The sequence below is a fragment of the Streptomyces agglomeratus genome (assembly GCF_001746415.1).
GTDB lineage: Bacteria > Actinomycetota > Actinomycetes > Streptomycetales > Streptomycetaceae > Streptomyces > Streptomyces agglomeratus.
The window spans coordinates 1203418-1228552 of sequence record NZ_MEHJ01000001.1; the positions used below are offsets into that span (position 1 = coordinate 1203418).

24 protein-coding genes are annotated in these 25135 nt (G+C 71.8%); 9 read left to right on the forward strand and 15 right to left on the reverse strand.

Annotated features, from left to right (window positions below; translation table 11 throughout):
- Nucleotides 1-62: 62 nt before the first annotated feature.
- Nucleotides 63-983: a LysR family transcriptional regulator gene (locus tag AS594_RS05015; RefSeq protein WP_069933462.1), complete on the forward strand. Its 921-nt coding sequence runs from the start codon at nucleotides 63-65 to the stop codon at nucleotides 981-983.
- Here AS594_RS05015 and AS594_RS05020 read toward each other — a convergent pair.
- The 3 genes from AS594_RS05020 to AS594_RS05030 form a co-directional block, all read right to left on the reverse strand.
- Complete coding sequence (locus AS594_RS05020; protein ID WP_240509234.1) at nucleotides 953-3046, reverse strand: putative bifunctional diguanylate cyclase/phosphodiesterase; 2094 nt, start codon at nucleotides 3044-3046, stop codon at nucleotides 953-955. The genes AS594_RS05015 and AS594_RS05020 overlap by 31 nt on opposite strands.
- Nucleotides 3047-3177: 131 nt before the next feature.
- Complete coding sequence (locus AS594_RS05025; protein ID WP_069933460.1) at nucleotides 3178-3990, reverse strand: SAM-dependent methyltransferase; 813 nt, start codon at nucleotides 3988-3990, stop codon at nucleotides 3178-3180.
- A 252-nt stretch (nucleotides 3991-4242) separates the two neighbouring features.
- Nucleotides 4243-5226 (reverse strand): SCO0930 family lipoprotein, encoded by a 984-nt coding sequence (locus AS594_RS05030; protein WP_069933459.1) that lies wholly within the window; start codon nucleotides 5224-5226, stop codon nucleotides 4243-4245.
- Nucleotides 5227-5512: 286 nt separating this feature from the next.
- On the opposite strand from AS594_RS05030, the gene AS594_RS44485 reads away from it, so the two are divergent.
- From AS594_RS44485 to AS594_RS05045, 3 genes are all read left to right on the forward strand, one after another.
- Nucleotides 5513-6034, forward strand: coding sequence for a hypothetical protein (locus AS594_RS44485; protein ID WP_069934963.1), 522 nt, complete (start codon nucleotides 5513-5515; stop codon nucleotides 6032-6034).
- Nucleotides 6035-6049: 15 nt separating this feature from the next.
- Nucleotides 6050-6814, forward strand: coding sequence for a bestrophin-like domain (locus AS594_RS05040; protein ID WP_069933457.1), 765 nt, complete (start codon nucleotides 6050-6052; stop codon nucleotides 6812-6814).
- 206 nt (nucleotides 6815-7020) lie between these two features.
- The gene (locus tag AS594_RS05045; RefSeq protein WP_069925855.1) at nucleotides 7021-7581 is read left to right on the forward strand and encodes a hypothetical protein; all 561 of its coding nucleotides are present in this window, start codon (nucleotides 7021-7023) and stop codon (nucleotides 7579-7581) included.
- Between the two features lie 107 nt (nucleotides 7582-7688).
- Here the strand turns inward: AS594_RS05045 and AS594_RS05050 are convergent, their stop codons facing one another.
- Nucleotides 7689-8174 carry a hypothetical protein gene (locus tag AS594_RS05050; protein WP_069925856.1) on the reverse strand — a complete coding sequence of 162 codons (486 nt, stop codon included), beginning with the start codon at nucleotides 8172-8174 and terminating at the stop codon, nucleotides 7689-7691.
- Nucleotides 8175-8484: 310 nt separating this feature from the next.
- Between AS594_RS05050 and AS594_RS05055 the strand changes: the two genes are divergently transcribed.
- Nucleotides 8485-9144 (forward strand): class F sortase, encoded by a 660-nt coding sequence (locus AS594_RS05055; protein WP_069933456.1) that lies wholly within the window; start codon nucleotides 8485-8487, stop codon nucleotides 9142-9144.
- Nucleotides 9145-9181: 37 nt separating this feature from the next.
- Here the strand turns inward: AS594_RS05055 and AS594_RS05060 are convergent, their stop codons facing one another.
- Nucleotides 9182-10030 carry a polysaccharide deacetylase family protein gene (locus AS594_RS05060; protein WP_069933455.1) on the reverse strand — a complete coding sequence of 283 codons (849 nt, stop codon included), beginning with the start codon at nucleotides 10028-10030 and terminating at the stop codon, nucleotides 9182-9184.
- 251 nt (nucleotides 10031-10281) lie between these two features.
- Between AS594_RS05060 and AS594_RS05065 the strand changes: the two genes are divergently transcribed.
- Entirely contained in the window at nucleotides 10282-11727 is a 1446-nt protein-coding gene (locus tag AS594_RS05065) for an amino acid permease (RefSeq protein WP_069933454.1), read from the forward strand.
- A gap of 96 nt (nucleotides 11728-11823) precedes the next feature.
- On the opposite strand, the gene AS594_RS05070 is transcribed toward AS594_RS05065, so the two are convergent.
- Nucleotides 11824-13002, reverse strand: coding sequence for a CapA family protein (locus AS594_RS05070; protein ID WP_069933453.1), 1179 nt, complete (start codon nucleotides 13000-13002; stop codon nucleotides 11824-11826).
- A 270-nt stretch (nucleotides 13003-13272) separates the two neighbouring features.
- On the opposite strand from AS594_RS05070, the gene AS594_RS05075 reads away from it, so the two are divergent.
- Both AS594_RS05075 and AS594_RS05080 read left to right on the forward strand, forming a co-directional pair.
- On the forward strand, nucleotides 13273-13815 hold the full coding sequence (locus tag AS594_RS05075; RefSeq protein ID WP_069925861.1) for a sigma-70 family RNA polymerase sigma factor: 543 nt from the start codon (nucleotides 13273-13275) through the stop codon (nucleotides 13813-13815).
- A 238-nt stretch (nucleotides 13816-14053) separates the two neighbouring features.
- Nucleotides 14054-14515 carry a hypothetical protein gene (locus tag AS594_RS05080; protein ID WP_069933990.1) on the forward strand — a complete coding sequence of 154 codons (462 nt, stop codon included), beginning with the start codon at nucleotides 14054-14056 and terminating at the stop codon, nucleotides 14513-14515.
- Here the strand turns inward: AS594_RS05080 and AS594_RS05085 are convergent.
- The 6 genes from AS594_RS05085 to AS594_RS43845 form a co-directional block, all read right to left on the reverse strand.
- A complete protein-coding gene (locus tag AS594_RS05085) occupies nucleotides 14503-15780 on the reverse strand; it encodes a sensor histidine kinase (protein ID WP_069933452.1) in 1278 nt (425 codons plus the stop codon). The genes AS594_RS05080 and AS594_RS05085 overlap by 13 nt on opposite strands.
- Nucleotides 15777-17516 carry a sodium/solute symporter gene (locus AS594_RS05090; protein WP_069933451.1) on the reverse strand — a complete coding sequence of 580 codons (1740 nt, stop codon included), beginning with the start codon at nucleotides 17514-17516 and terminating at the stop codon, nucleotides 15777-15779. The genes AS594_RS05085 and AS594_RS05090 overlap by 4 nt, the downstream gene beginning before the upstream one ends.
- Nucleotides 17517-17948 carry a hypothetical protein gene (locus tag AS594_RS05095; protein ID WP_069933450.1) on the reverse strand — a complete coding sequence of 144 codons (432 nt, stop codon included), beginning with the start codon at nucleotides 17946-17948 and terminating at the stop codon, nucleotides 17517-17519. It abuts the gene before it with no gap.
- A gap of 24 nt (nucleotides 17949-17972) precedes the next feature.
- Complete coding sequence (locus tag AS594_RS05100; protein WP_069933449.1) at nucleotides 17973-18278, reverse strand: hypothetical protein; 306 nt, start codon at nucleotides 18276-18278, stop codon at nucleotides 17973-17975.
- A gap of 295 nt (nucleotides 18279-18573) precedes the next feature.
- Nucleotides 18574-19353, reverse strand: a complete 780-nt coding sequence (locus tag AS594_RS05105; RefSeq protein ID WP_069933448.1) for a LytR/AlgR family response regulator transcription factor — start codon at nucleotides 19351-19353, stop codon at nucleotides 18574-18576.
- 81 nt (nucleotides 19354-19434) lie between these two features.
- The gene (locus tag AS594_RS43845) at nucleotides 19435-19611 is read right to left on the reverse strand and encodes a zf-HC2 domain-containing protein (RefSeq protein ID WP_141747149.1); all 177 of its coding nucleotides are present in this window, start codon (nucleotides 19609-19611) and stop codon (nucleotides 19435-19437) included.
- A gap of 164 nt (nucleotides 19612-19775) precedes the next feature.
- Between AS594_RS43845 and AS594_RS05110 the strand changes: the two genes are divergently transcribed.
- Complete coding sequence (locus tag AS594_RS05110; RefSeq protein WP_069933447.1) at nucleotides 19776-20471, forward strand: zf-HC2 domain-containing protein; 696 nt, start codon at nucleotides 19776-19778, stop codon at nucleotides 20469-20471.
- A gap of 66 nt (nucleotides 20472-20537) precedes the next feature.
- On the opposite strand, the gene AS594_RS05115 is transcribed toward AS594_RS05110, so the two are convergent.
- The 3 genes from AS594_RS05115 to AS594_RS05125 form a co-directional block, all read right to left on the reverse strand.
- The gene (locus AS594_RS05115; RefSeq protein WP_069933446.1) at nucleotides 20538-21398 is read right to left on the reverse strand and encodes an Fpg/Nei family DNA glycosylase; all 861 of its coding nucleotides are present in this window, start codon (nucleotides 21396-21398) and stop codon (nucleotides 20538-20540) included.
- 14 nt (nucleotides 21399-21412) lie between these two features.
- Complete coding sequence (locus AS594_RS05120; protein ID WP_069933445.1) at nucleotides 21413-22753, reverse strand: wax ester/triacylglycerol synthase family O-acyltransferase; 1341 nt, start codon at nucleotides 22751-22753, stop codon at nucleotides 21413-21415.
- A 115-nt stretch (nucleotides 22754-22868) separates the two neighbouring features.
- Nucleotides 22869-24854 carry a SpoIIE family protein phosphatase gene (locus tag AS594_RS05125; protein WP_240509235.1) on the reverse strand — a complete coding sequence of 662 codons (1986 nt, stop codon included), beginning with the start codon at nucleotides 24852-24854 and terminating at the stop codon, nucleotides 22869-22871.
- Nucleotides 24855-25135: the final 281 nt, after the last annotated feature.

A 25135-nucleotide genomic window follows, 5' to 3' on the forward strand; every position in this document is an offset into this window, starting at 1 on the left:
AGGTCCAAGACATGGTCCGGCTCATGTCCATAGCTTCGGCCTATCATGGTTATCGTGGGGGCATGCATTTCCAGCAGCTTGTCTACTTCGTGACCGTCGCCGAGATGCTGCACTTCACGCACGCCGCCGAGCGGGTGCACGTCTCCCAGCCCTCCCTCTCCCAGCAGATCCGGGCCCTGGAGAAGGAACTGGGCGCCGACCTCTTCACCCGCGCCCGCGGCAACATCGCGCTCACCGACGCCGGCGAGGCCCTGCTGCCGCTGGCCCGCCGCATCCTGGCCGACGCCGACACGGCCCGCCACGAGGTGCAGGAGCTGGCACAGCTGCGGCGCGGCCGGGTGCGGCTCGGTGCGACGCCGAGTCTGTGCACCGGGCTGCTCCCGGACGTACTGCGCACCTTCCACGACCTGCATCCGGGCATCCAGCTGCTGATCGAGGAGAGCGGCTCGCACGACCTCGTACGGGAGCTGGCGCGCGGCGCGCTCGACCTGGCCCTGGTCGTCCTGCCGCTGCCGACGCCGTCCCCCGCGCTGACCACCGTGGAGCTGCTGCACGAGGACCTGGTAGTGGTCTCCGCCGCCTCACTGCCCCGTCCCGGACGAGGCGGCAGGTCCGTGCGCATCGCGGATCTCGAGGGCGAGCCGCTGGTGATGTTCCGGCACGGGTACGACCTGCGCGAGCTGACCGTCGCCGCCTGCCGGGCCGAGGGCTTCGAGCCGTCGTTCACCGTGGAGGGCGGCGAGATGGACGCCGTGCTCGGGTTCGTGCGGGCCGGACTCGGCCTGACGGTGGTGCCGCGCATGGTGGCGGCGCGGGCGGGGCGCGACCTGCGGGTCACGCCCCTGGCCCGGCCGGGACTGAGCCGTACGATCGCGCTCGCGCACCGCAGCGACGTGGCGCCGCCGCGCGCGGCGCGCGAGCTCCAGAACGTACTCCTCGCTTCCCGCGTCCTTCAGACGGCGTCGGCCAGCAGCAGGGAGTGAATGCGGTCGGGCGCGCCGGGCCTCGCGTAGTACCAGCCCTGCGCGGTGTCGCAGCCCAGCTCGCGCAATTGCGCGGCCTGTGCGCCCGTCTCCACTCCCTCCACCGTCACGGCCAGGCTGAGGCTGTGCGCGAGCGACACGATCCCCTCCACGATCTTCACGTCGACGGTGTCGGCGGGGTGCTGCTGCATGGACTGGGTGAAGGAACGGTCCAGCTTGAGCACGCTCACCGGCAGCCTGCGCAGATTGGCGAGGTTGGAATAGCCGGTGCCGAAGTCGTCGAGCGCGATGTCGACTCCCATCTCGGCGAGCTGGCGCAGCGGCTTGAGGAGGTCGTCGTCGGCGCCTATCAGGGCCGACTCGGTGACCTCCAGGCACAGGGCCCCCGGTTCGAGGCCCGCCCGTTCCAGTACGTCCACGGTGTCGGAGACGAGGCCGGGGTGATGGAGCTGCATCGGTGACAGGTTGACGTTGATGCGCAGCGGCCCGCCGTCGGAGTGCCGCTCCTGCCAGAACCTGGCCTGGCGTACGGACTCCTCCAGCACCCACCGGCCGAGCGGCACGATCAGCCCGGTGTGCTCGGCGAGCGGGATGAACCGGTCGGGGCCGAGAACCCCGTGCTGCGGATGGCACCAGCGCACCAGCGCCTCCGCGCCGTGCACGCTGCCGTCGCCGAGATGCACGAGCGGCTGGTACTCGATGAAGAACTCGCCCCGCTCCAGCGCGGCGGGCAGCGCGTTGGTGAGACCGTGCCGGGTGATGGCGCGGGCGTCGGCCTCGGCGTCGGCGGTCTCGAAGCGGTTGCCGCCCGCCGACTTGGCGCGGTACATGGTGATGTCCGCGCTGCGCAGCACCTCCGCCGGGCCGCGCTCGCCCGCCGGGCCTTCGACGATGCCGATGCTGCCGCGTACCGTCAGGTCGCGTCCCTCAATGCGGATCGGGGACGCCAGGGCGTTCAGGATGCGGGCGGCGAGTTCGTCCACTTCCTGGCGGGTGTCGGGGCCCGTGGTCAGCGCCACGAACTCGTCGCCGCCGAGCCTGGCCACCATCTCACCGGGCGCGGTGGCGCAGCTCTGGAGCCGGTCGGCGACCTCCACCAGCAGCCGGTCGCCGGCCGAGTGGCCGAGACTGTCGTTGACCGCCTTGAAGCCGTCGAGGTCGAGGTAGCACAGGCCGAAGCGCATGCCGTCGCCCGCGGACAGGGCCTTCTCCAGGCGCTCGAAGAACAGCGTGCGGTTGGGCAGTCCGGTCAGGGCGTCGTGGGTGGCCTCGTAGCGCAGCCGCAGGTTGAGCAGCCGCCGCTCGGTGGTGTCCTCCATGAGCGCCAGCTGGTACTGGGGCCTGCCGTCGGCGTCGCGCAGCAGCGAGACCGTCAGGTTGGTCCACAGGACGGTGCCGTCGGTGCGGTAGTACGGCTTCTCCACGCGGTAGCTCTCGCGCTCCCCGCGCACCAGTTCGCCGTACAGCTTCCACACGTGCGGTGTGTCCTCGGGGTGGACCCACTCACTCACCTTCCGGCCGCGCATGTACTGGTCCAGCCCGCCGAACATCCGCATGAGCGCTTCATTGACCTCCAGGACGTTGCCGTCGAGGTCCGCGATGCCGATGCCGATCGCCGCGCCTTCGAAGACCGCCCGCAAGCGGGTCTCGGTGGCGTGCAGGACCCGCTGGGCCTCACTGGCCGCCAGCAGGGAGGACCGCGCGAGGGCCTCCTGTTCGGCGAGGGTCCGCTCGCGGAGCGCCTTCGCGTATCCGGCGGCGATGGCGTGCTGGAGGCGGGCGCAGCGGGCCCGGTGCTCCTCTGCGCCGGCGGGCGAGTGGTCCTCCCCGGCGCAGTACAGCACCAGGTAGGAGTCGACGACTCCGAGCGTACGGACCAGGGCGTCGGGGTCGGTGCAGTGGGCGGCGACCAGGGCGGCGCCGACCTCGTACCCGGGCGCGGTGTCGAAGGGCCGCCGGTGCAGGGCCTCACTCAACTTCCGCGCGAGGGGCAGCAGATGGCGTTCGACCTCGGGACGGGTCATGGAGGTGGCGGTGACGGGGAAGATCGCCCGGCTCCAGATGGTGGCGAACCGCCCGAGTCTGCCGTCCGGGTCGTCGCGGTCGCTCCGGTCGCCGGGGCCGGACGCGGGAGCCGCGGCCGCCCGCCCTGCCGCCCGGCCGGAACCGGGCCCCGGTGCCTGCGATGGCACGCTCACGCCTTGCGTCCCACTCCTGCGAAGCCCGAGAAGGCGAACGGATCCTCCTGGGCCAGCGGGGTCTCGGGACGCCACTCGGGCATCGCGACGAGTCCCGGGTCGACCATCTCGTACCCCTCGAAGAACCGCGTGACCTCGTCGCGCGAGCGCATGATCAGCGGGTTCTTGATGTTCTTGTAGACGTCGACGGTGCCGCCGGCCTGCTGCTCGGGAAGCGGGATTCCCTCGTAGGAGGCATGGGTGAGGACCAGGAGGCTGCCGGGTGCGAAGGCGTCGCGCAGGGTGGCGACGGCGGCCTGCGGATCGTCGGCGTCCTCGACGAAGTGGAGTACAGCGACTAGCAGCAGCGCCACCGGCTTGCCCAGGTCGATGAGGTCGGTCACGACGGGGCTGTTCAGGATGTCCTGCGGCTTGCGCAGGTCCGCCGCGGCTATGCCGGCCCGGTCGTTCCCCGCGAGCACGGCCTGGCTGTGCGCCACGGCGACCGGGTCGTGGTCGACGTACGCGACACGGGCCTCGGGGCTGGCCGCCTGGGCGACCTCGTGGACGTTGCCGAACGTCGGTATGCCGGATCCGATGTCGAGGAACTGCGTGATGCCCTCGCCGACGGCGAAGCGCACCGCGCGGCGCATGAACGCCCGGTTCGCCTGCATGATCTTGGGGAGGCCCGGCATGAACTCCATTGCCTTGCGGGCCGCTTGCCTGTCGACCTCGAAGTTGTGCGAACCGCCCAGGTAGAAGTCGTAAATCCGGGACACGCTCGGCACCGTGAGGTCGATGCCCTGTGGTGCCCAGGCGGGTCGCTCCATCAATGTCTCCAACTCATCGCCACGGGACATCCGGTCATGAGCAAGACCGGTGTTCGAGCCGAGGCTACTGATCGGCAGGCATCAGAGCGAGCAAAAACGGAAATTAGCGGTCCGTTCTCGGTCACACGCCGCAGGCATGTGCGTCACGAAGCAGACATGTACGGCACGAACGACCGGCCCGCCCCTGCCGCACGGGCGGCGGAGGAGCGGGCCGGCGGGGCCGGGCGCCACAGCGTGGGGACGCTGCCGGACCTACTTGGGCGCGCCGACCAGCTTGCCCTCGGGCGAGACCGCGTACCAAGTGCCGCCGACACCCTGGCCGTTGGTGTCACCCGGCTTCGCGTCGCCCGAGAAGGTGTAGAGGGGCCAGCAGTCGATCGTCTGCTGCTTGATCCCGTCGGGGCGGTCGAAGGTGACGAAGCCCTTCTTGAGGATGCCTTCGGTGTCGTTCTTCTCGACCGGCGGGACGACCGGCCACTTGTCGAGGCAGGCGCCGGTGCAGGCCGTCTTCATCGGCCAGGCGGAGTCCTTCTTGAACCGGTAGACGGTCATGCCCTTGGAGTCCACCACGACGTCGCCGAGCTTGGCGTCCTTGCGTACGGACATGCCTGCCAGGTCGGCGGGCTCCCCGCCCTCGCCCGCGTCACCGGCGCCGCCGCCCGCGGCACCCTTCGCGGCCTTCTTGCCGTCGGGGGCGGAGGCGAACCAAGTGCCGCCCACACCCTGGCCCTTGGCGTCGCCGGGCTTGGCGTCCTTGGCGAAGCGGTACATGGGCCAGCCGCCGACGGTGAGCTGCTTGGTGCCGTCGGCCCTGGTCACCTCGCCGAGCATCGACGCGTCGGTGCCGGGGGCGGCCGTGGCGTCGGCCGCGGGCACGACCGGCCATGCCTTCGCACAGTCGCCCTCGCAGTTCGACTTCGGAGGGCTCACGGTGTCCTTGTCGAACCGGTACAGCGTGAAACCCTCGCTGTCGGTGAGGACCTTGCCGAGCTCCTTGCTGTCCCAGACGGCGAGTTGGCCCGCGGCCTTGGGCGCGGCGGCCTCGCCGGCGGCGTCGTCGCCGTAGCCCCCCTTGTCCGATCCGTAACCGCTGTCGGCGGGCTGCTGAGCCGGGTTGGCGTTGCCCACGGCCTGGCCGTTTGGGGACTCGGTCACCTTGTCCTGACCGCACGCCGTCGTCAGCGCCATCACAGCCGCCGCCGTCACCGCGAGCGAGACGTTCCGCCAGGTCTTCATGTCGACTCCTGTGCACCGAGGGTGTGTTGCGACGCTGCTGTGCGTCGCTCATGGCCCTAGGTACGGGCCGCGGGTGCCCGGGTGTTCAACGTGTTCGCAGAAATTTCGCAATGACCTTCGCCGCGGGCTTACCGATCTCAAACGCGAAGCGGCGAAAGACCCACCCATCAGGCGAATCAGAGGGGAAGACCGCGCGCGAGGGGCACGCCCGGTCCATGATCCGGGACGTGCACCCTCCGCTCTTAGGACGCCTGTTGGCCGCCGTCACCCTGAGCTGGCTGCTGCTGTGCCCCGTACCGGCCGCGGCGGACGCCTGTGCGTACGCCTCCGTCTCGCCCGGCGGCGAGGTGTCGTCGGGGTCGGCGGTCGCCGTGGGCGGAAGCGCGATCTGCACGGCGGGGCCGCAACCGAAGCCTCCGCCGCCCACCCCGATGCCGCCACCGCCACCGCCGCCGCCTCCACCACCACCTCCACCGCCACCACCTCCGCCGCCCGCCGAGCCGGCACCCGCGCCCCCGCCACCCCCCGCGCCGCCGCCACCGCCGCCTCCGCCACCGCCCGTTCCGCCACCGCCACCGCCACCGGCTCGGGCTCCGGCTCCGAAGACCGCCCCAAGCCCTCTCCCACCCCGAAGCCCACTCCCTCCGTCCGGCCGAAGCCGCCCTCGCCCACTCCGGTCGCCGTCCCCGTGTACCGCAAGGCCACCCGTAAGGAGCCCCACACCGGCCCGTCGCTCGTCTCCCTCACCCTCCTCGTCACGGCCCCCGCGGTGTTCGCCGCCGCCGTGCTGCGCCCACGCTCCCGATAGCCGACGGAGAATCCCATGTCGGAATGGCTCGTACTGAGCATCGCGATGGCGTCCGCCTGTGCGGTCGTCCTCACCATCACGGTCATCAACCACCGCCGCGTCGGCGAGGACGACGATCCGTCCGAGACACCGGACGTCATCGAGTACATGACGATGATGATCGGCGTGGTCTACGCGATCGTCCTGGGCCTCGCCATCGCCGGCGTCTGGGAGGGCCGCGGCGCCGCACAGGAGTCCGTACGCCAAGAGGCCCAGGCCCTGCACGAGGTCAGCGTCCGCTCGGAGGTGTACCCCGCCGAGGTCCGGGCCCGTATCCGCACCGATGTCGACGCGTACGTCGCGCACGTCGTCAACACCGAATGGCAGCACATGTCCGACCACGGCAGCCTGACCGAACGGGGCACCGAGCTGCTCGACCAGGTACGCCGCGACGTCACGGACTACGTGCCGAAGACGGACCACGAGGGCCAGGCGTACCAGCCGCTGGTCGACCAGGTGGCCGCGGCGGACGACGCCCGGGGCGCACGGGGGCAGGGCGCGGAGGCCACGATGCCCGGGGTGGTGTGGTTCGGTCTGATCATCGGAGCCGCGGTCGCGGTCGGGCTCATCTTCACGCTCCAGATCCGCCGCACCGGGCGGGAGCTGCTCCTGGCCGGCTTCTACAGCGCCCTGATCGCCTTCCTGCTCTTCCTCATCTGGGACTTCGACGCCCCCTTCGGCCGCGGTCTCTCGGCCACCGCCGGCCCGTTCCTGGACCTGTTCCCGAACGCGCTGGAATAGCGGGTTCCGGGTGGTGCCGCCGTGGTGCGGGACCGCCGCGGCGGCGCCACCCGGTGCACCGGGTGGCGTACCCCGCTACCCCATTTGCGCGACTGTGATCGCGCGCCGCCGCCGTCGCTCCTAGCGTTCGGGGTATCGAGGCGCATTTCCTGCCATGTGTGGATAAAAATTCCGCCGCTGCTCCTCGAGGACCCGGAGGATTGTCCATGCGCGCGATACGTCTGACATCGGCCGCCGCGCTCGGCCTCGCCGCTCTCTCGCTCACCGCCCCGGCCGCCTCTGCGGTCGGCGGCAAAGTCTCCCCGCTGGTCGGCACCGCCACGCCTTCCACCATCGCCGCCGGCGGACAGGTCACGCTGTCCCTCTCGGGGTGCGACGGCGACGCGGACGCGTCTTCGGCCGTGTTCGACGTCGTCCGGATCCCGCCGGGCGGCACGGCGACCGCCACGGTCGACTGGGACGCGAAACGTGGGGCCATGTACACGGTGACGTACACCTGTGACGACGGCCGCCAAACCACCTCGCAGCTCACCATCGCCGGCGACACCCGGCCGACGCCCACCCTCACCACGCTTCGCCCGACCGTGACCGCCACGGCCACGGCGACGGCGACCCGCTCCCCCGCCGGTCCCGCCAGGGGTGGTGTGGGCGGCAGCCAGGACGGGTTGAACGCCGGTGAGATCGCCGCGGGTGCGGCGCTGGTGGTCGCGGCCACCGGTGGTGTGGTCTACGTACTGCGGCGGCGCGGCGGCAGCCGCCAGCACTGACCGGTCGGGGATCTCGGCCCCGCCCCGTAAGCCCGTTGCCCCGCGTCCTCGTAAGGACGCGGGGCAACGGGCGTTGACGCGGGTACGGCCGGCGGACAGCCCGGCGCTCAGACCTCGCCGCGGTTCAGGCGGCGCCGACGGGCGATGAAGAGGCCGCCGCCGATGGCCGCCGCCGCGACGAGCCCGCCGCCGACCTTCATCTCCGTGTCGGAAGGGCCGAGCGAACCGCCGATACCGCCGCGCGCGCCCCGGCCGGCGAGGACCGTGAACTGGTGGGTCGCCACCAGCGCGTTGTCGTTGCACTTCACGGCCAGGTTGTAGTGGCCGGGGGTCGCATTGTGCCTGATCTTGGCGGTGGCGAACGACGTGGTGTCGCTCGCCGGGAGGTGGGCCGGCCGCTGGAAGGCGTTGGACGTTACGGTGCCGCCGTGTCCGCACCCGGAGGCGCTGACCGTCAGCACACCGCCCTGGTGGACCGAGAACGGGTTGACGTTGACATTGCGAGGGCCGTTGGTGGCGGTGGCGGTGGGGGCGACGAGTCCGACCGCCGCAAGGGCCGTCGCGGTCACCAGACAGGCGCGTGAGACACGCATCGTAGAACCTCCACGGGACGGCGCCCCGGAGCGGTGCTCCGGGAAGATCGACGAGAACGCCTCCCATAACGAACACTCACCGGGCAGTGCGATTACCGCATTTCGGGCTGGTCCACCCCGGTGAGGCGACACGCCGGGGCGGCGCGCCCGGATCTGACGGAGCCGCAGGTCACAGACCGTCAGATATCTTGTACGACGAGTTACCCGGATGGGTCACCGTGCGAGCCCCTCGCCACCCGTTCGCCCCTCACGCCTCGCCGCCCCCACCCCGCGCACTTAGCGTCCGTACAGACGCGTCGAAGGGAGCACCATGGGCCAGGAGTACTACGGCTCCGAGCCGAGAAAACGCTCACCTTGGGGGGTCCTGGCCCTCGTCATGCTCACCGGCCTCGCGCTGATGCGCAACGGCGCCGATGTGTCCCTCGGCCCCCCGCAGCCGGCGTCGGCCGCCGCTCCGGACAACCACGCCGAAGCCACCGGCACCCGGACCAAGCGCACCTCCGTGCGGCCGCTGCCGTACGCCCCGGCCTCCCGCATCCGTCTCCCCGACATCCGCGTCAGCGCGCCCATCGTGGACGTGGGTCTCGATGCCGAGGGCTGGATCGAGGCCCCTTCGCCACAGGACCCCAACCTCGCGGGCTGGTACCAGAACGGGATCTCGCCCGGCCAGCGGGGCACGTCGGTGATCGTCGGCCATGTCGACAACGCCGTGGGGCCCGCCGTGTTCTACAACCTGGGTTCGATGAAGAAGGGCCAGCTCATCGAGGTGAAGCGCTACGACGGCCGCGCCGCCGTCTTCGAGGTGTACGGCGTCGAGGTCTTCTCCAAGGAGGAGTTCCCGGGCGTCCGGGTGTACGGCGACACGGGCAGGCCGGAGCTGCGCGTGATCACCTGTGGCGGCGGCTACTCGAAGGGGAGCGGCTACGCCGGCAACGTCGTTGTCTTCGCCTCCCTGGTCGCCACCCACTGATCCGGGGGCGGCCAGGAAGGCGTCAGCGGCAGGACGCCTACCCGCGCGGCGCGGTGCTCGGCACCGTGATCCGGTACCCCGCGTCGAGCAGCTCGGGAAGGTACGTCCGCAGTGCCTCCACGCTCTGGCGCCGGTCGCCCCCCGCGTCGTGGGAGAGCACCACGACACCGGGGCCCGCGCCGGCACGCACCCGCCGGACGATGGCCGTGGTGCCCGGCTCGCGCCAGTCGAGCGTGTCGACGGTCCAGCCGAGCGGCTCCATGCCCAGCTCGGCGCCGATCTCGAACGACCAGCGGTTCCAGGCTCCGTACGGTGCGCGGTACCAGGCGGGCGCCTGACCGACGGTCCGCTCGACCACGTCGCTCGTACGCCCCAGCTCGGCGCGGACACCGGCCGGTGACAGGCGCGGGACCAGGGGGTGCGACCAGGTGTGGTTGCCCACGACGTGGCCGTCCTCCGCCATTTCACGCAGCAGGTCCCGGTTCTCGACCGCCATCTCCCCGCACACGAAGAACATCGCGCGTACGTCGTAGCGCCGCAGCGTGCGCAGGATGGCCGGGGTGTAGCGGGGGTCGGGCCCGTCGTCGAAGGTGAGCACCATGCCCCGGCCGATCCCCGCCATGCGCAGGAACGGCCTGCGGCGCACCGGCGGCCGTGCGGGCCTGAACCTGGGCGGTGCGTACGCCGTCATGGGCCGCAGCCGGTACGCCGAGCCCCTGACCGGCGCCCCGGCCTGCGGCCCCGCCGCCGGGGGCGCTCCGGAGGGGTGGCGGCCCGGTGCCTGGGCGGGGTCGGCGTCGAGGAACCGCACGGCGGAGACGGCTCCGAGGCAGGCGGTGAGGCGCAGCATCGCCCGCCGCCCCGGGTGCATCTGATCAGTTTTCATGACTTATAGCTCGCACGGCCGCACGCCCCGGAGCCCGACCCACACCGGGGGCGGGGTCCGAAGTACCCGATGGGACGAGCCGGTATGTGCCGCACCTTCCGCGGCGGCCCTCACGACGGCCCGGTGACGGCGGACCCGTTGCGGACGCGGCGACCGTCGGGGCCACTTGGCGCACACCGCCTTTCGTGGCGCCCGCGCCTGAGCCATCATGAGCCGCCATCAGCCGACAGTCGTCTGCGGAGGAATGACTCATGGCCGGACTCTGGTCGCGACAGGGCGTACTGCGCCGCAAGCCGATCGAGCAGATCGAAGAGGGGGACGCGAGCGAGCGGCTGACCAGAACTCTCGGTCTGTGGCAGCTCACCGCGATCGGGGTCGGCGGCATCATCGGCGCGGGCATCTTCACCCTCGCGGGTACGGTCGCGAACGGCACGGCGGGCCCCGCCGTCCTCATCTCCTTCCTCATCGCGGGTGTGGCGAGCGCGGCGGCGGCCTTCTCGTACGCCGAGTTCGCGGGCATGATCCCGAAGGCCGGTTCGGCGTACACCTACGGCTATGTGGTCCTCGGTGAACTCGCCGGCTGGTTCATCGGGTGGGACCTGTTGCTGGAGTACACGGCGATCGTGGCGGTCGTGGCGATCGGCATCTCCGGCTACTTCAACTTCCTGCTGGAGGACCTGGGCGCCGAGCTGCCCACCTGGATGCTGGGCGCGCCCGGCACCGGAAGCGGCCACCGGGTCGACCTGTTCGCGGCCGTGCTGTGCCTGTTCATCGCGTACCTGCTGACGCTGGGCATCAAGAGCGCGGCGCGCTTCGAGACGGTCGTGGTGGTGCTGAAGGTCCTGGTCGTGCTCGTGGTGATCGCGGTCGGCTTCTTCCACATCAGCACCAGCAACTACAGCCCTTTCTTCCCCTTCGGGGTCGGCGGCGCCTTCACCGGTGCGGCGACGGTCTTCTTCGCGGTCTTCGGGTACGACGCCATGTCGACGGCGGCCGAGGAGTCGAAGGACGCGCAGCGCCACATGCCGAAGGCGATCATGTACTCGCTCGCCATCTCGATGGCGCTGTACGTACTGGCCACCCTGGTGCTCACCGGCATGCAGAACTACAGGGAGATCGACCCGGAGAGCGGCTTCTCGACGGCGTTCCAGTCGGTGGGGCTCGACGCGCTCGCGGACGTGATCGCGGTGGGAGCCATCATCGGCATCCTCACCGTCATGTTCACCTTCATGCTGGGCGTGACGCGCGTGTGGTTCTCGATGAGCCGCGACGGGCTGCTGCCCCACTGGTTCGCCAAGACGCACCCGACGCGGCACGTGCCGGTGCGGGTGACGTGGATCGTGGGTGTCGCGTCGGCGCTGATCGGCGGGTTCCTGCCGATCGGCGAGGCGGCCGAACTGACCAACATCGGGATTCTGCTGGCGTTCGCCGTGGTGTGCACCGCCGTGATCGTGCTGCGTTACCGGCGGCCGGAACTGCCGCGCAGTTTCCGCACCCCCGGGATGCCGGTGGTGCCCGCGATCGGGGTGGTGTCCTCGATCTGGCTGATCACCTACTTGGCGGTCGAAACGTGGCTCCGCTTCGCGGTGTGGTTCGCGCTCGGCCTGGTCATCTACTTCGCGTACTCGTACCGGAAGTCGGCCCTGGCGAAGACGCCGGTACCGCCGCGCGACGCGGACGCGGGACGCGAGGAGTAGGCCGGGCACGAACGGGGGCGCGCCGCCCCGGCCCCTCTCCCCGAACGCCGGAGGGCTGGACGGTGCGGCGTCCGTCCGGCCCGTCCGGCGTGGGGGCTACCGGCCCATCTCCAGGCCCTCCTTCTCCGCGTCCCGGCTGAGCACGACCTTCTGGATCCGGTCCCGTACCTCCGTGTGGTCCTTGCCTTCCTTGATCGCCGCGTTCAGGTTGACCACCCGCCCGGCCTCCGTGTCGAACCACTGCGGGATGAACTCGGCGCGGCGTACCTCCCACCGCTCGTCCGGCTTCTCCGGCGGCGCGAACGTGAAGCGGCCGATCGATCCCTGGTTGCCGCGCGGGTCGTACGCGCCCGAGTGGTTGACCATGGCACCGGCGATCTGGTCGCCCATGCCGTAGACGACCCAGGTGCCGTTGACCTTCTCGTACGCCTGCGGGACGTGCGCGTGGGTGCCGATGATCAGATCGATGTCGGGGCGGTCGCCGGTCTTCGACGCCGTGAGGTCCTTGCCCAGCCGCAGTTGCTGCGCGTCCGGCTCGTCCTGCCACTCGGTGCCCCAGTGCAGCGAGACGACGACCACGTCGGCGCCCGCCTTCCTGGCGGCGCGGGCGTCGGCGACGATCCTGTCCCGGTCGATCATGTTCACCGCCCACGGCCTCCCGTCCGGCATCGGATAGCCGTTGGTGCCGTAGGTGTAGGCCAGTTGGGCGACCTTGGCGCTGCCGCCCTTGAGCCAGGCGGGCTTTCGTGACTCGTTCTCCGTACGCGCCGAACCCACATGCCGGATGCCGGCCTTGTCGAGCGCGCCGAGCGTCCTGTCGATCCCGTCGGCTCCGTCGTCCAGGCTGTGGTTGGAGGCGGTGGAGCACGAGTCGTAACCCGTGGCGCTCAGCCCCTTGGCCACTTCGGGAGGCGACTTGAAGTTGGGATAGCCGGTGTACGGGCCGCCGTCCGCCCCGTACACCGTCTCCATGTGGCAGATCGCCACGTCGGCCTCGGAGACCACCGGTTTCACACCCGCGAGCATCGGCTCGAAGGCGTAGCCGTTGCCGCCGGCGTCGGCCGCGGCCTGCCGGATGATCGACGCGTGCGGCAGTACGTCGCCCGACGCGACGAGCGTGAAGCCCCGCTGTTCGCGGCCCCTGCCCGCCGCCAGTGGCGCCGACAGCTCCGAGTCGGGCAGTGGGGAGCCCGACGGCGGTCCGGTGCATGCGGTGACGCTCCCGATCAGCAGCGCGGCCATGGCCGCCGCCCCGTGCAGTTTTCGCTTCACCATCAAACCGACTTTCAGCTTGTATGACTTTTGGTGAAATGAATCCATCCGGGTGGCAACGGGATGTCAAGGAGCGGGGCCGCCCGGTCACCGGAACAGACGCACGGCGACGACCGTTCGTCGCGCCACTCGTCGCACCGTTCGACCGCTCACCGCACAGCCCTGCCGCCCGTTCGGCCGCCGCGTTCCGCACCGCCGCGCCCTGGGCGGACGGCGGATATCTTCGCCGCCGTCCGGCCATCGGCCACCCGGTCTCCCGAAGGGGCGTCAACGGTGACTTCCTCCGCTTCCTCCATCGAGCAGCACACCGACGAGCGAGCCATCGCCGACCTCCAGCGCCGGCACGGCAGGGCTCTCTTCGGCTTTCTCCTGGGCCTCACGTACGGGGACAGGCAGCGCGCGGAGGATCTCCTCCAGGAGACCCTGGTCCGGGCCTGGCAGCACCCGGAGGCACTGGCGAGCGACCACGACTCGATGCGCCCGTGGCTCTTCACGGTGGGCCGCAGGCTGGCGATCGACGCCCGGCGTGCCCGGGGGGCCCGTCCGTACGAGGTCGGCGACGACGCGCTGGAACAGTCGGCGCTCCCCGACGACCACGCGGAACTCTCGGTCACCGCGCTCGACGTCCGCCGGGCCGTCGGGGCGCTGCGGTGCGAACACCGCGAGGTGCTGACGCAGGTCTACTTCCGCGGCCGTTCCGTCGCCGAGGCATCCGAGGCGCTCGGTATACCGGCGGGCACGGTCAAGTCCCGTACGTACTATGCTCTGCGCGCGCTGCGGAAGGTGCTGCCGGGGTACGGTCGCGACGCCGCCTGAGGCACCCTCGTACCACCCGCCCCGCAGGTCGCATTCCTCACCCTCCGTAACCGTGCAGAGCAGGCCGATTTCGAAACCGCAGCGTCAAGTTGAGTAAAGAAGGCACGCTGTGCGTCTCTGAGAGTGAAGGCTCGGCGGTGCCCCGAAGAAACACAGAACAGATCAGCCCGGGAGAAGGTGGAGTGCTGTGCTGCCCGAGAGTACGAATGGCACCAGCGGAGGCAGGCTCGCGGTTCCGATGGCTTGGCTGTACGCCGAGTACATCGCCGACGAACTGCTCCGTACGGGCCATCTGATTCCACCCGGCACGATCGAGTTCCGGGCGGGCCGCGAGACCCTCGCCCTGACCATCTATCTGTCCGACAGCACCGACGAGCTGTCCGGCATCGGTGTCGTCTCCAGCCTCGACGAGTGGCTCTCGCTCACCACGTACGACCACCCGTGGGAGACCTGGGTACGGGAAAGACTCGCCGAACGCACCGCCGCCGGCCGCGACAGCGTCGCGGTCGGCCCCGACCTCGAACTGGCCCTGGCGTCGTGGCGCTGGCTCAGCGGCACGGAAATCCTCGCCGCCGACCTCGGCGGCGCGATCCCCTGGCACCAGGCGGCGGACCTCGGCGTGGACGAGAGCGAGAAGGTGTGGATGCCCGCGTGGCAGCTCGGACTGCCCCTCGGCCACCTCGCCATTCACCTCTTCTGATCGCGGTTCTTCTGATCGCGGTCACGGTCACGGTCACGGTCGCGCTCACGACCGGGCCCGGCCGGCGTCGAGGAATGGACTCCCGCACGGTATTTGGGAAACCGCAGGGTGATCTTCATGCCGGCGCCCACGCCCGTCTCGATCACCAGGCCGTAGTCGTCCCCGTACACCTGCCGCAGCCGGTCGTCGACGTTCGACAGACCGATTCCCGAGGACGCGGTGTGCTCGCCGGCGAGGATTCGCCGCAGCCGCTCCGGTTCCATGCCGACACCGTTGTCCTCGATCACGACCACGGCCTCGGCGCCCGCGTCCCGGGCGGCGATGGTGACCTTGAACTCGTCGGTGGAGTCCTCCAGACCGTGCTTGACCGCGTTCTCCACGAGCGGCTGGAGGCAGAGGAACGGCAGCGCGACGGGCAGCACCTCGGGGGCGACCTGGAGCGTCACCTTCAGCCGGTCCCCGAAGCGCGCCCCCGCAAGCGCCAAGTACTGCTCGATGGAGCGCAGTTCGTCGGCGAGGTTGGTGAAGTCGCCGTGCCGGCGGAAGGAGTAGCGGGTGAAGTCCGCGAATTCGAGAAGCAGTTCGCGGGCGCGCTCGGGATCGGTGCGTACGAACGAGGCGATCGCGGCCAGTGAGTTGAAGATGAAGTGCGGTGAGATCTGGGCGCGCAGGGCACGGATCTCCGCCTCCACGATCCGGGTGCGCGAACGGTCCAGTTCGGCCAGTTCCAGCTGTACCGACACCCACCGGGCCACCTCGGTCGCCGCCCGGACCAGCACCGCCGACTCCCGTGATCCGTACGCGACGAGCGCGCCCAGCACGCCCTCCTCGCCGGTCAGCGGTGCGATCACCACCCATCGCAGCGGGCACTGGAGGTCGTCGCAGTCGCTGCGTACGCTCTGACTCCGCCCGGAGTCGAGCATCTCCCGCACGCGCCGCATCACCGGCTCCCGGTGGTGATCGCCGCCGGGCCCGTCCCAGGCCAGGACGCTCTCGCGGTCGGTGAGGCACAGGGCCTCGGTGCCCAGCAGGGAACGGAGCCGGCGGGCGGCCTTGCGGGCGGTGTCCTCGGTCAGGCCGGCGCGCAGCGGGGGCGCGGCGAGCGAGGCGGTGTGCAGGGTGTGGAAGGTGGCGCGCTCGACGGGCGTACCGAGGTCGAGGTCCTCGCCGCGTCCGTGGCCGGCGGTGACCCGGCCGAGGACGATGCCCGCGGCGAGGAGTACGGCGCCGGCGGCGGCCAGGGAAGCGAGTTCGGCTCCGGTCATCGGTCCGCTCCCCCGCCCCTGCCGTCCTTCACCACGAGGTCCTCCGGCAGGTGGAGCCGGGCCAGCGTGCCGGCGGTCCCGGCGGGTATGCGGTCCCGGGTCGCCAGCGACACCAGCACCATCGTCAGGAATCCGAGCGGCACCGACCAGACGGCGGGCCAGGCGAGCAGGGAGTGCGACCAGCCGCCCCCGGGCAGCCCCGCCCGGGTCGCCATCACCGCGGTCAGCGCGGCCCCGCCGCCGACGACGAGTCCCGCCACCGCGCCCGGCGGGGTCAGTCCGCGCCACCAGATGCCGAGCACGAGCAGCGGACAGAAGGAGGAGGCGGACACCGCGAAGGCCAGGCCCACCGCGTCGGCGACCGGCACGTTGACCGTCACGATGCTCAGGGCGAGCGGCACCGCCATGGCGAGGACTGTGGCCAGCCTGAAGTGCCGTACGCCGCGGGACGGAAGGACGTCCTGGGTCAGCACGCCCGCGACCGACATGGTCAGCCCCGAAGCGGTGGACAGGAACGCCGCGAAGGCCCCGCCCGCGAGCAGCGCGCCCAGCAGGTCTCCGCCGACGCCGCCGATCATCCGGTCGGGGAGTACGAGTACGGCGGCGTCCGCCTCCCCGGTCAGGGACAGTTCGGGGGCGTAGATCCGGCCGAGCGCGCCGTACACCGGGGGCAGCAGGTAGAAGGCGCCGACCAGTGCGAGGACGACGAGGGTCGTGCGGCGCGCGGCGGTTCCGTTGGGGCTGGTGTAGAAGCGCACGGCGACGTGCGGCAGGCCCATCGTGCCGAGGAAGGTGGCGAGGATCAGGCCGTACGTCGCGTACAGCGGGTGCTCCTCGCGGCTGCTGGCCGGCGGCTGGGACCAGCTCGACGCGCCGGTGCGCTCGGTGCCGGCCCTCTCCGGGACCTGGGCGTGCGCGGGAAAGGCCAGTTCCGTGCCCGCGCCGACGCGGTGGACGCCTGCGTCGAGGGCGAGGGGTTCTCCGTCGTGGCGCCGGCCGTCGACGGTGCCGGTCACGGTGACGCGCAGCGGCCGGGCGAGGTCCACGCGCACGGTGTCCTCGATCGTCACGACCGTGTGCTCGCGGAACGTGGCGGGCTCGGCGAACCGGGCGCGCGGCGCGTCGTCCCCTAGCCACGCGCCGACGAGGAAGAGGACGGGGACGAGCAGCGCGGTGAGCTTGAGCCAGTACTGGAACGCCTGCACGAAGGTGATGCTCCGCATCCCGCCCGCCGCCACCGCCCCGGTCACCACGAGCGCGACGACCAGACCGCCCACCCAGTCCGGCGCGCCGGTGAGTATCTCCAGCGTCAGGCCCGCGCCCTGGAGTTGCGGCAGCAGGTAGAGCCAGCCGATGCCGACGACGAAGAGGCTGGCGAGCCTGCGGACCTGCGGCGATTCGAGCCGGGCCTCGGCGAAGTCGGAGAGCGTGTACGCCCCGGAGCGGCGCAGCGGGGCCGCGACGAGAACGAGGAGGACGAGGTATCCGGCGGTGTAGCCCACGGGGTACCAGAGCATTTCGGGGCCTTGGAGGAGCACCAGGCCCGCGATGCCGAGGAAGGATGCGGCGGAGAGGTACTCGCCGCTGATCGCGGCGGCGTTCAGGCCCGGTCTGACGCTGCGGGATGCGACGTAGAAGTCGGAGGTGGTACGGGATATACGCAGGCCGAGCGCGCCGATGAGCACGGTCGCGACCACGACGACGGTGACGGCGGCCACCGCGTACGCCTGGTTCACTCAGCGTCCTTCGACGAGCTTGCTGAACGCGCGCTCGTTGCGCTCGGCGCGCCGGACGTACCAGCGGGCGGTCAGCCACATGACCGGATAGACCGCCACGCCGAGCACCACCCAGACGAAGGGCGCGGGCGACGGCAGGTCGGAGGCGGTGAAGACCTCCGGCAGCGAGAACAGCAGCGGCAGCGAACCCACGAGCAGGGCCAGCGCGCCCAGCGCGACGAGCGCCGTCCGCAGCTGGCTGCGCATCAGGGACCGTACGTACGTCGCTCCCAGCGTCGTCTGCTCCGTGATCTCGGAGCGTGCGGGGGCGTGTCCCGGCGGGCGCCGGGCGCCGCGGGGTACGCCGGTGACGGTTTCGCGGCGCGGCGGTCGCGGGGACGGGGGCGGCGGCTGCGGCTGCGGCTGCTGTGTGGACGGCTGATCTGCGGACATCGGCGCGAGTCTACGCAGCGGTGATTACTCCCGGTAGGGTCCGGGGGCGGACTTACCGCCGGACGTGCGGCTGCTCCGGCCGCAGTCGTCGAGCGCGAATTCCAGCTCGACGTACGACTCCTCGGCCCTGCGGAAGGCGACCTCCAGGGCGGCGGCGGTGCGCGGGCCCGCGATGCTCTGGGCGACCTCCCGCACCTCGTACAGCACATCGGCCCAGCGGCCCGCCGCGCTCCTGACCCTGGTCAGCAGCGCTTCGAGGTCACGCGCGTCGGAGGGCGGGGTCGGCGGCAGGCCGCGCAGCTCCTCCAGCAGCGCCTCGAGGTCGGACATCCTGGCTCCTTGTGACGGGTGACCCGACGTGACGGGTGACCCGACGTGACGGGTGGCCCGACCGACGGGTGGCCCGACCGAGCGTAGGTGGCGGACGGTGGGTGTACGGGACATCCGCGGACCGGCTGCGGCGAGCGGCAGGTGTACGGCGGTGAACGGCGGCCCGGGTCGGTCGGCGGTCCGGGCCGTCAGGAGAGCGGAGGCCGGTGGTCAGCGGAGGCCGGTGGAGAGCGGAGGCCGGTGGTCAACGGAGGCCGGTGGAGAGCGGAGGCCGGTGGAGAACCGAAACCGGTGGTCAGCCGCGGGCCCTGCGCATCAGCAGTTCGCGCAGCTCCCGCGCGTGGCGGCGGCTCACGGCGAGTTCGGCGTCGCCGACGCGCACGGTCGTCACCCCGGCGTCCAGCCGCAGTTCGTCGATGCGGCCCAGGGCGACGAGGTGGCGCCGGTGGATCCGGACGAAGCCGCGGGCGGCCCAGCGCTCCTCCAAGGTGGAGAGCGGGATGCGGACGAGGTGGCTGCCGGCGGGCGTGTGGAGGCGGGCGTAGTCGCCCTGCGCCTCGACGTACGCGATGTCGGCGATCGGGATGAAGCGGGTCACCCCGCCCAGTTCGACGGGGATCTGGTCGGCGGCGGCGGCGTGCGGCGGGGCAGCGGTCGCGGCCCCTGCCGTGAAGGCGGGGCTCGCCTCGACCTGGTCGCAGACGCGGCGTACGGCTTCGGCGAGGCGTTCCCTGCGTACCGGCTTCAGGACGTAGTCGACGGCTTTGAGGTCGAACGCCTGGACGGCGAAACCCTCGTGGGCGGTGACGAAGACGATGAGCGGCGGCCGGGCGAATCCGGCGAGGAGCCGGGCGACGTCGAGTCCGGTGAGCCCGGCCATGTGGATGTCGAGGAAGACGACGTCGATGGCGTCGTCGCCGTCGGGGCCCGCGTCGAGTGCGCGGTTGATCCGGCGGAGGGTCTCGGTGGCGTCGGTGGCCCCTTCGGCGCTGCGGACCCGGGGGTCGGCGCGCAGCAGGTAGAGGAGTTCCTCCAGTGCCGGTCGTTCGTCGTCGACAGCCAGTGCGCGCAACATGGTGGGGAGTGTAGGAGCAGGCGGGGTGACCCGGACATACGGGTCGCGTACGCACATGCGGTGGGAGCGCGTCAGGCACTGTCACCGCCCGCCGCCGGGTCGTCCCGCGGCGGCAGCGGCGGCGTCGGCCACCTCCGGGCAGGCGGCGCGGCACACGCCGGACCGGCCGAGGCGGGAGACGACCTCCGCCTTCCCGCCGGCCCGCGGGGCGTCGAGGACGTACACGCCCAGCAGCGGCTCCACGTGGGCATCTGTCACCCTCCCCTTCCGTGGCGGCCTGCCAGGGCTCACGAGAAGCGTCCGGCCGCGGAGAAATGCGGCCGGATCGCCTGGTGGCGTGAGCAAAAACCCCGGGGTCTACGTACCTGAGAATGACCGGTCGGTTACCCCACGAACCACGCGAGCCCCCAAGGAATTGCCCCATGAGCACGGACCAGCGGCATCGGGACGTCGGCGCGTACGCGCTCGGCGTCCTCGATCCAGCGGATTCGTTCCGCTTCGAGGAACATCTGGCCGACTGCGTGACGTGCGCCGTGCGGCTCGGCGAGTTCGCCGGACTGGAGTCGACGCTGGCCGCGTACGCGCATCCCGGCGGCGGCGCGCAGGTGACGCTGCCACAGCGGCCGTCGGCCGGGCTGCTGGAGCGGCTGCTCGACCGGGTGGAGGAGGGGCGCCGACAGCGCGGCAGGCGCCGGCTGCGGCTGGTCGCAGCGGCCGCTGCGCTGATCGTCGCCGGGCCGCTCGCGGCGCTCGGGCTCCAGGCGCCGGCCGGTGAGGAGGGCGGCGAAACGGTACGGCAGTACGCCGCCACCGATCCGGCATCCGGCGTCTCGGCGTCCGTCGCGCTCCAGGAACGCGCCTGGGGGTCGGGGATCGGGCTCGAACTCGCGCGGGTCGAAGGGCCGCTGGCCTGCGAACTGGTCGTCGTCGGCACGAACGGCGAGGAGCAGACGGTCACCACCTGGGCGGTCCCGCCGGGCGGCTACGGAATGCCGGGCGTCGCGGGCCACGAGGAGCCGCTGCGCACGCAGGGCGGCGCGGCGCTGAGCGGAGCCGAGATCGACCGCTTCGAGGTCCGTACGCTCAACGGAAAGCACCTGGTCACGATCGAGGCGTGAGCCCGCCGCCCGCGCTCCGCGACACCGACCACCCCCACGCCACCTGCCCGTACGCCCCCAGGGGCGTTACTTGAGCAGCCGTGACAGTCTGCGGTCCGCGAGCGGCTTGCCGCCTGTCTGGCAGGTGGGGCAGTACTGCAACGACGAGTCGCTGAACGACACTTCGCGGATCGTGTCGCCGCACACCGGACACGCCTCCCCGGTCCGGCCGTGCACCCGCAGCCCGCTCTTCTTCTCCGCCTTCAGCCGCCCCGCGGCCACCCCGCGCGATCGCTCGACCGCCTCGGCGAGGGTGCCGCGCAGCGCCTCATACAGCGTCGTGATCTCGTCGTCGGTCAGGTTCGCGACGGGCTTGAAGGGCGACATCTTCGCCACGTGCAGGATCTCGTCGCTGTACGCGTTGCCGATCCCGGCGATCAGGCTCTGGTCGCGCAGGGCTCCCTTGAGCTGCCGTCGTTCACCGTGCAGCAGCTCCGCGAACCGGTCGCGTCCGAAACCGTCGGCGAGCGGATCGGGGCCGAGCCGGGCGATGCCCGGCACGTCCGCCGGATCGCGTACGACGTACACGGCGAGGCTCTTCTTCGTGCCGGCTTCCGTCAGGTCGAAACCCGCGCCGCCCGCCAGGGCGACGCGCAGCGCGAGCGGCCCCTTGCCGGGGCGCGGCGGCTCGGCCGGCAGGTCGTCCTTCCAGCGCAGCCAGCCCGCCCGGGCGAGGTGGGTCACCATGTGCAGGCCGCCCGCTGCGATGTCGAGGAACTTGCCGTGCCGTCCGACGGAGGTCACCGCGGCGCCCTCCAGCGCGGAGAGCGGCGGGTCGTACGTCTTGAGCACGCTGATCGCGGCCGGGACGACGCGGGTGATCTCCCGGTGGACCAGGTGCGCGTCGAGGAACTCGCGCAGCGCTTCGACTTCCGGCAGTTCGGGCATGTTCCCAGCGTGCCTCAGCCCGTGGCGGCCCGCAGCAGGGCTGCCGTCTCGTCGGTCATGCTCTCGGCCAGCCGGTCCAGGTCGGGGACCGCCTTGGCGTCCGCGACGAGGCCGACGTGCACCCGTCCGCCGTACGTCGTGAGGGCGACGGCCAGGGACTGGCCCCGGGCGAGGGGCGCCATCGGGTAGAGCGCGCGCAGCGGGCTGCCGCCCAGCGAGAGGGTGGAGCGGGGCAGCGGCACGCTCGTCACGAGTACGTCGAAGAGCATCCGCGCCGCGCTGCCCGCGATCGGGGCGCCGAACCGGTGGGCGAGCGGCGGGAGGTGGTCGGCCAGCACGGCGACCGCGCCGGCGCCGCGCCCCGGCCCTTCGGCCTTGTTGCGGTCCATGGCCCGGCGCACGGCGGTCAGCCGCGCCCAGGGGTCGGGCTCGGAGACGGGCAGCCCCAGCAGGTAGGCCGACAGTCTGTTGCCGGAGGCCGCCGCGCTGCCGGGGCGGCGCCGGGACACCGGCACGAGGGCGCGCGGGTCGGCGCCGGGCAGCGGTTCGCCGCGCTCCAGCATCCAGCGGCGCAGACCTCCGGCGACGACGGCGAGGAGCACGTCGTTCGCCGTGCCGCCCGAGACCCGGCGGATCCCGCGTACGTCGTCCAGCCCCAGCACGGCGGTGGCGAGCCGCCGGGTCCCGCTGGAGCCCGCCGCGAACGCGCTCGCCCCCCGCAGGTCGAACCTGCTGGCCCGCATCACGGAGGCACCGATGCCGACGGCCCGGCTCAGCTCCTCGATCCGGTCGCGGGCGAAGCCGACGACCTGGTGCGGCCCCGGCAGCCACGACCGGGGCGGCACGCTGCGCTCCCGCCGGGCTCCCGCCGCGCCCGCGCCCGCGATCTGGTCGAAGATGCCGGCTCCGATGGCGACGGCGCGCATGCCGTCGGCGAGGGCGTGGTGCAGTTTGACGAGTACGGCGAACATCCCGGAGTCCGCGGCGGTCAGGACGTACATCTCCCAGGGCGGCAGTCCGCGTTCGAGCGGCTGTTCCATCAGCTCGCCGGCGATCCCGGTGGCGTGGGCGGCGAAGTCCCCGCCGGGGAGCCGGATCTGCCGTACGTGGCGGCGTACGTCGAAGTCCTTGGCCGCGAACCAGGCCGCCCCGCCCACGGGGAGCAGGACGGCGCGTACGCGCATTCTCAGCCGGGGGATGGCGGCGGCGCGCCCGGCCAGCAGCCCGGCGACCCGGTCACCGTCGGCCGCCGACGTGCCCTCGAAGAAGGCGAGGGCGCCCAGGTGCATGGGATGTTCGGTGGATTCGAGGTGCCAGAACGCCAGGTCAAGCGGTGCCAGAAGCTCGGTGCTCAATGAGCCCTCACGTCGTCGGTGGCCGGTGGGAGAGCCGCAGTCAATACCGAACGATCGGCTACGGTCAAGTACGACCTGACCACAGAACGTTACCGAACAGTATGGTCAGGAGCGCTCAGGGCCGGTCGGGCACGACGAACTCGCACCAGACGCACTTGCCGCTGCCCCGCGATTCGACGCCCCACACGTCCGCCAGCCGGTCGACGAGCATCAGCCCCCGCCCCGACACCCCCGACTCCCCCGCCTCTCGGCGGCGCGGCAGCGCGCTGGAGCGGTCCTCGACCTCGATCCGCAGTCTGCGCTCGGCGCCGGCCAGTACGCGGGCGGTGATGACGGCCCCGCCGTCCGTGTGCATCAGCGCGTTGGTCATCAGCTCGTCGGCGGCCAGCTCGATCTCGTCCGCGCGCTCGCGGGCCCCCCAGGCCCGGACCGCCGCCCGGACCATGTGCCGCGCCGAGCTCAGCGCTTCGGGGTCGTTCTGCGCGACGTGCTGCTGTAGCCGCCCGCCGGCCCTGGGTACGTCCGCGCCCTTGCGGAGGAGCAGCAGCAGCGCCACATCGTCCTCGCCGCCCCGCTCGTCGACGACTTCGCACAGTTTGTCGGCGAGCTGCTGGAGGTCGCGGGGCCCGGTGCGGACCAGGGCGGAAAGCATCTGCATGCCGTCGTCGAGGTCGGCGCCCGGCAGTTCCACGAGCCCGTCGGTGCACAGCAGCAGGGCCTGGCCGGGGTCGAGCTCGACCGTCGTCACCGGGTATTCGAGCTGACCGAACTCCGCCGAGAGGCCGAGCGGCAGGCCGCCCTCGACGGGCAGCCGGCGGCACGTGCCGTCGGCGTGGCGCACGAGCGGGTCGATGTGACCGGCCCGTACGAGCTGGACCACCCCGGTGGTCAGGTCGGTCTCGGCGTACGTACAGGTGGCGAAGCGGTCGGTGTCCAGCTCGTCGAGGAATACGGACGCCCGTGCCATCACCGTGGCCGGCGTGTGGCCCTCGGCGGCGTACGCGCGCAGCACGATGCGCAGCTGTCCCATGACGGCGGCGGCGTGCGTGTCATGGCCCTGTACGTCGCCGATGACGGCGCCGACGCGTCCGCCCGGCAGCGGAATCACGTCGTACCAGTCGCCGCCGACGTCACGGCCGAGGCGGGCCGCACGGTAGCGGACGGCGATCTGCGCACCGGGGACGGACGGGATACGGCGCGGCAGCATGGCCTGCTGGAGGCCCTCGGCCAGGTCCTTGTCCTGCTCGAAGAGCATGGCCCGCTGGAGGCTCTGCGCGATGCTGCTGCCCAGCGCGATCAGGACGTTGCGCTCGTCTGAGGTGAACCCGATCCGGTCGCCGTACAGCAGCCCCAGCGCGCCGACGGGGCGGGCCTGGGCGATCAGCGGCAGGTAGGCGGCGGAGGTGATGCCGAGGCCCCTGATGTGCGGCCAGAGCATCGGGTAGGAGTTGGCGAAGTCTTCCGGCGACTCGATGAAACGGGGCGCGAGGGTACGGACCACCTCGCTCATCGGGTACTGCTCGTCGATCCGCGTGTAGCGGGTGCCGGGCACGAACGAGCCGTCGGGGCCGTCGGCGACGAGATGGATGCGGCCCGCCTCGACCAGCCCCATCACGAGGCTGGTCGCGCCGAGGTTCTCCAGGCCCTGCGAGTCGTTGAGCACGTCGATGACGTCCTTGACGGTGCGCGCGTGGGCGAGTGCGGCGGTCGTGCCCTGGACCAGGCTGGTCTTGCGGCGCCGTTCCGCGTCGTGTTCGAGCCGGTCGGTGGAGTCGGCGAGTTCCTGGGTGGCGTCGCGGACGATGCCGATGATGCGGCGCGGCCGGCCGGTGGTGTCACGGCGTACGCAGCCCTGGGTGTGGGTCCAGCGCAGGCTGCCGTCGCGGCAGCGGATGCGGAAGTAGGCGCCGTACGTCACGCTGCCGTCCTTCAGCGCCTGGGAGACCTGGGCGTCCAGGCGGGCCGCCTCGGTGGGCGGCACACGGCCGGCGAGCTCCTCCGGGCGGCCGGAGTACTCGTCGGGGCGCAGGTCGAAGACGGCGAGGGCGGACTCGTCCATCCGCATGAGCCCGCTGTCGAGGTCCCAGTCGAAGCCCCCCATGCCGAGCACGGACCCGTACACATCGAAAAAGCAGCACGCCACACCGCCTTTCCGCTCCCAGCAGCGGCAGTACTCCGCCGCCCCGCCGCCCCCTGCGCCCGCGTCCATGGGCTCACGCTAGGCGCAGCTCGCGGCGGGCGCATGCGGGACGGCGGCCGCCCCCTGGTACGCCGCCCGCCGCCAGGTGCGGGAGCCCGGGGCGGTCCGCACCCGGGAACAGAGACTTGAACGTGTTCAATTTTCACCGTAGGGTCGCCCCGAGATGATTTGAACACGTTCAA

What these genes read in the sequence shown, in the direction of transcription:
- AS594_RS05050 (WP_069925856.1), bottom strand. Translation starts at nt 8,174, where the DNA reads ATGCGTGTCTCACGCGCCTGTCTGGTGACCGCGACGGCCCTTGCGGCG.
- AS594_RS05125 (WP_240509235.1), bottom strand. Translation starts at nt 24,854, where the DNA reads ATGGGGGGCTTCGACTGGGACCTCGACAGCGGGCTCATGCGGATGGAC.
- AS594_RS05045 (WP_069925855.1), top strand. Translation starts at nt 7,021, where the DNA reads ATGCGCGCGATACGTCTGACATCGGCCGCCGCGCTCGGCCTCGCCGCT.
- AS594_RS05070 (WP_069933453.1), bottom strand. Translation starts at nt 13,002, where the DNA reads ATGGTGAAGCGAAAACTGCACGGGGCGGCGGCCATGGCCGCGCTGCTG.
- AS594_RS05060 (WP_069933455.1), bottom strand. Translation starts at nt 10,030, where the DNA reads ATGAAAACTGATCAGATGCACCCGGGGCGGCGGGCGATGCTGCGCCTC.
- AS594_RS05055 (WP_069933456.1), top strand. Translation starts at nt 8,485, where the DNA reads ATGGGCCAGGAGTACTACGGCTCCGAGCCGAGAAAACGCTCACCTTGG.
- AS594_RS05040 (WP_069933457.1), top strand. Translation starts at nt 6,050, where the DNA reads ATGTCGGAATGGCTCGTACTGAGCATCGCGATGGCGTCCGCCTGTGCG.
- AS594_RS05105 (WP_069933448.1), bottom strand. Translation starts at nt 19,353, where the DNA reads ATGTTGCGCGCACTGGCTGTCGACGACGAACGACCGGCACTGGAGGAA.
- AS594_RS05095 (WP_069933450.1), bottom strand. Translation starts at nt 17,948, where the DNA reads ATGTCCGCAGATCAGCCGTCCACACAGCAGCCGCAGCCGCAGCCGCCG.
- AS594_RS05080 (WP_069933990.1), top strand. Translation starts at nt 14,054, where the DNA reads ATGGCTTGGCTGTACGCCGAGTACATCGCCGACGAACTGCTCCGTACG.
- AS594_RS05110 (WP_069933447.1), top strand. Translation starts at nt 19,776, where the DNA reads ATGAGCACGGACCAGCGGCATCGGGACGTCGGCGCGTACGCGCTCGGC.
- AS594_RS05085 (WP_069933452.1), bottom strand. Translation starts at nt 15,780, where the DNA reads ATGACCGGAGCCGAACTCGCTTCCCTGGCCGCCGCCGGCGCCGTACTC.
- AS594_RS05065 (WP_069933454.1), top strand. Translation starts at nt 10,282, where the DNA reads ATGGCCGGACTCTGGTCGCGACAGGGCGTACTGCGCCGCAAGCCGATC.
- AS594_RS05115 (WP_069933446.1), bottom strand. Translation starts at nt 21,398, where the DNA reads ATGCCCGAACTGCCGGAAGTCGAAGCGCTGCGCGAGTTCCTCGACGCG.
- AS594_RS05100 (WP_069933449.1), bottom strand. Translation starts at nt 18,278, where the DNA reads ATGTCCGACCTCGAGGCGCTGCTGGAGGAGCTGCGCGGCCTGCCGCCG.
- AS594_RS05015 (WP_069933462.1), top strand. Translation starts at nt 63, where the DNA reads ATGCATTTCCAGCAGCTTGTCTACTTCGTGACCGTCGCCGAGATGCTG.
- AS594_RS05025 (WP_069933460.1), bottom strand. Translation starts at nt 3,990, where the DNA reads ATGGAGCGACCCGCCTGGGCACCACAGGGCATCGACCTCACGGTGCCG.
- AS594_RS05030 (WP_069933459.1), bottom strand. Translation starts at nt 5,226, where the DNA reads ATGAAGACCTGGCGGAACGTCTCGCTCGCGGTGACGGCGGCGGCTGTG.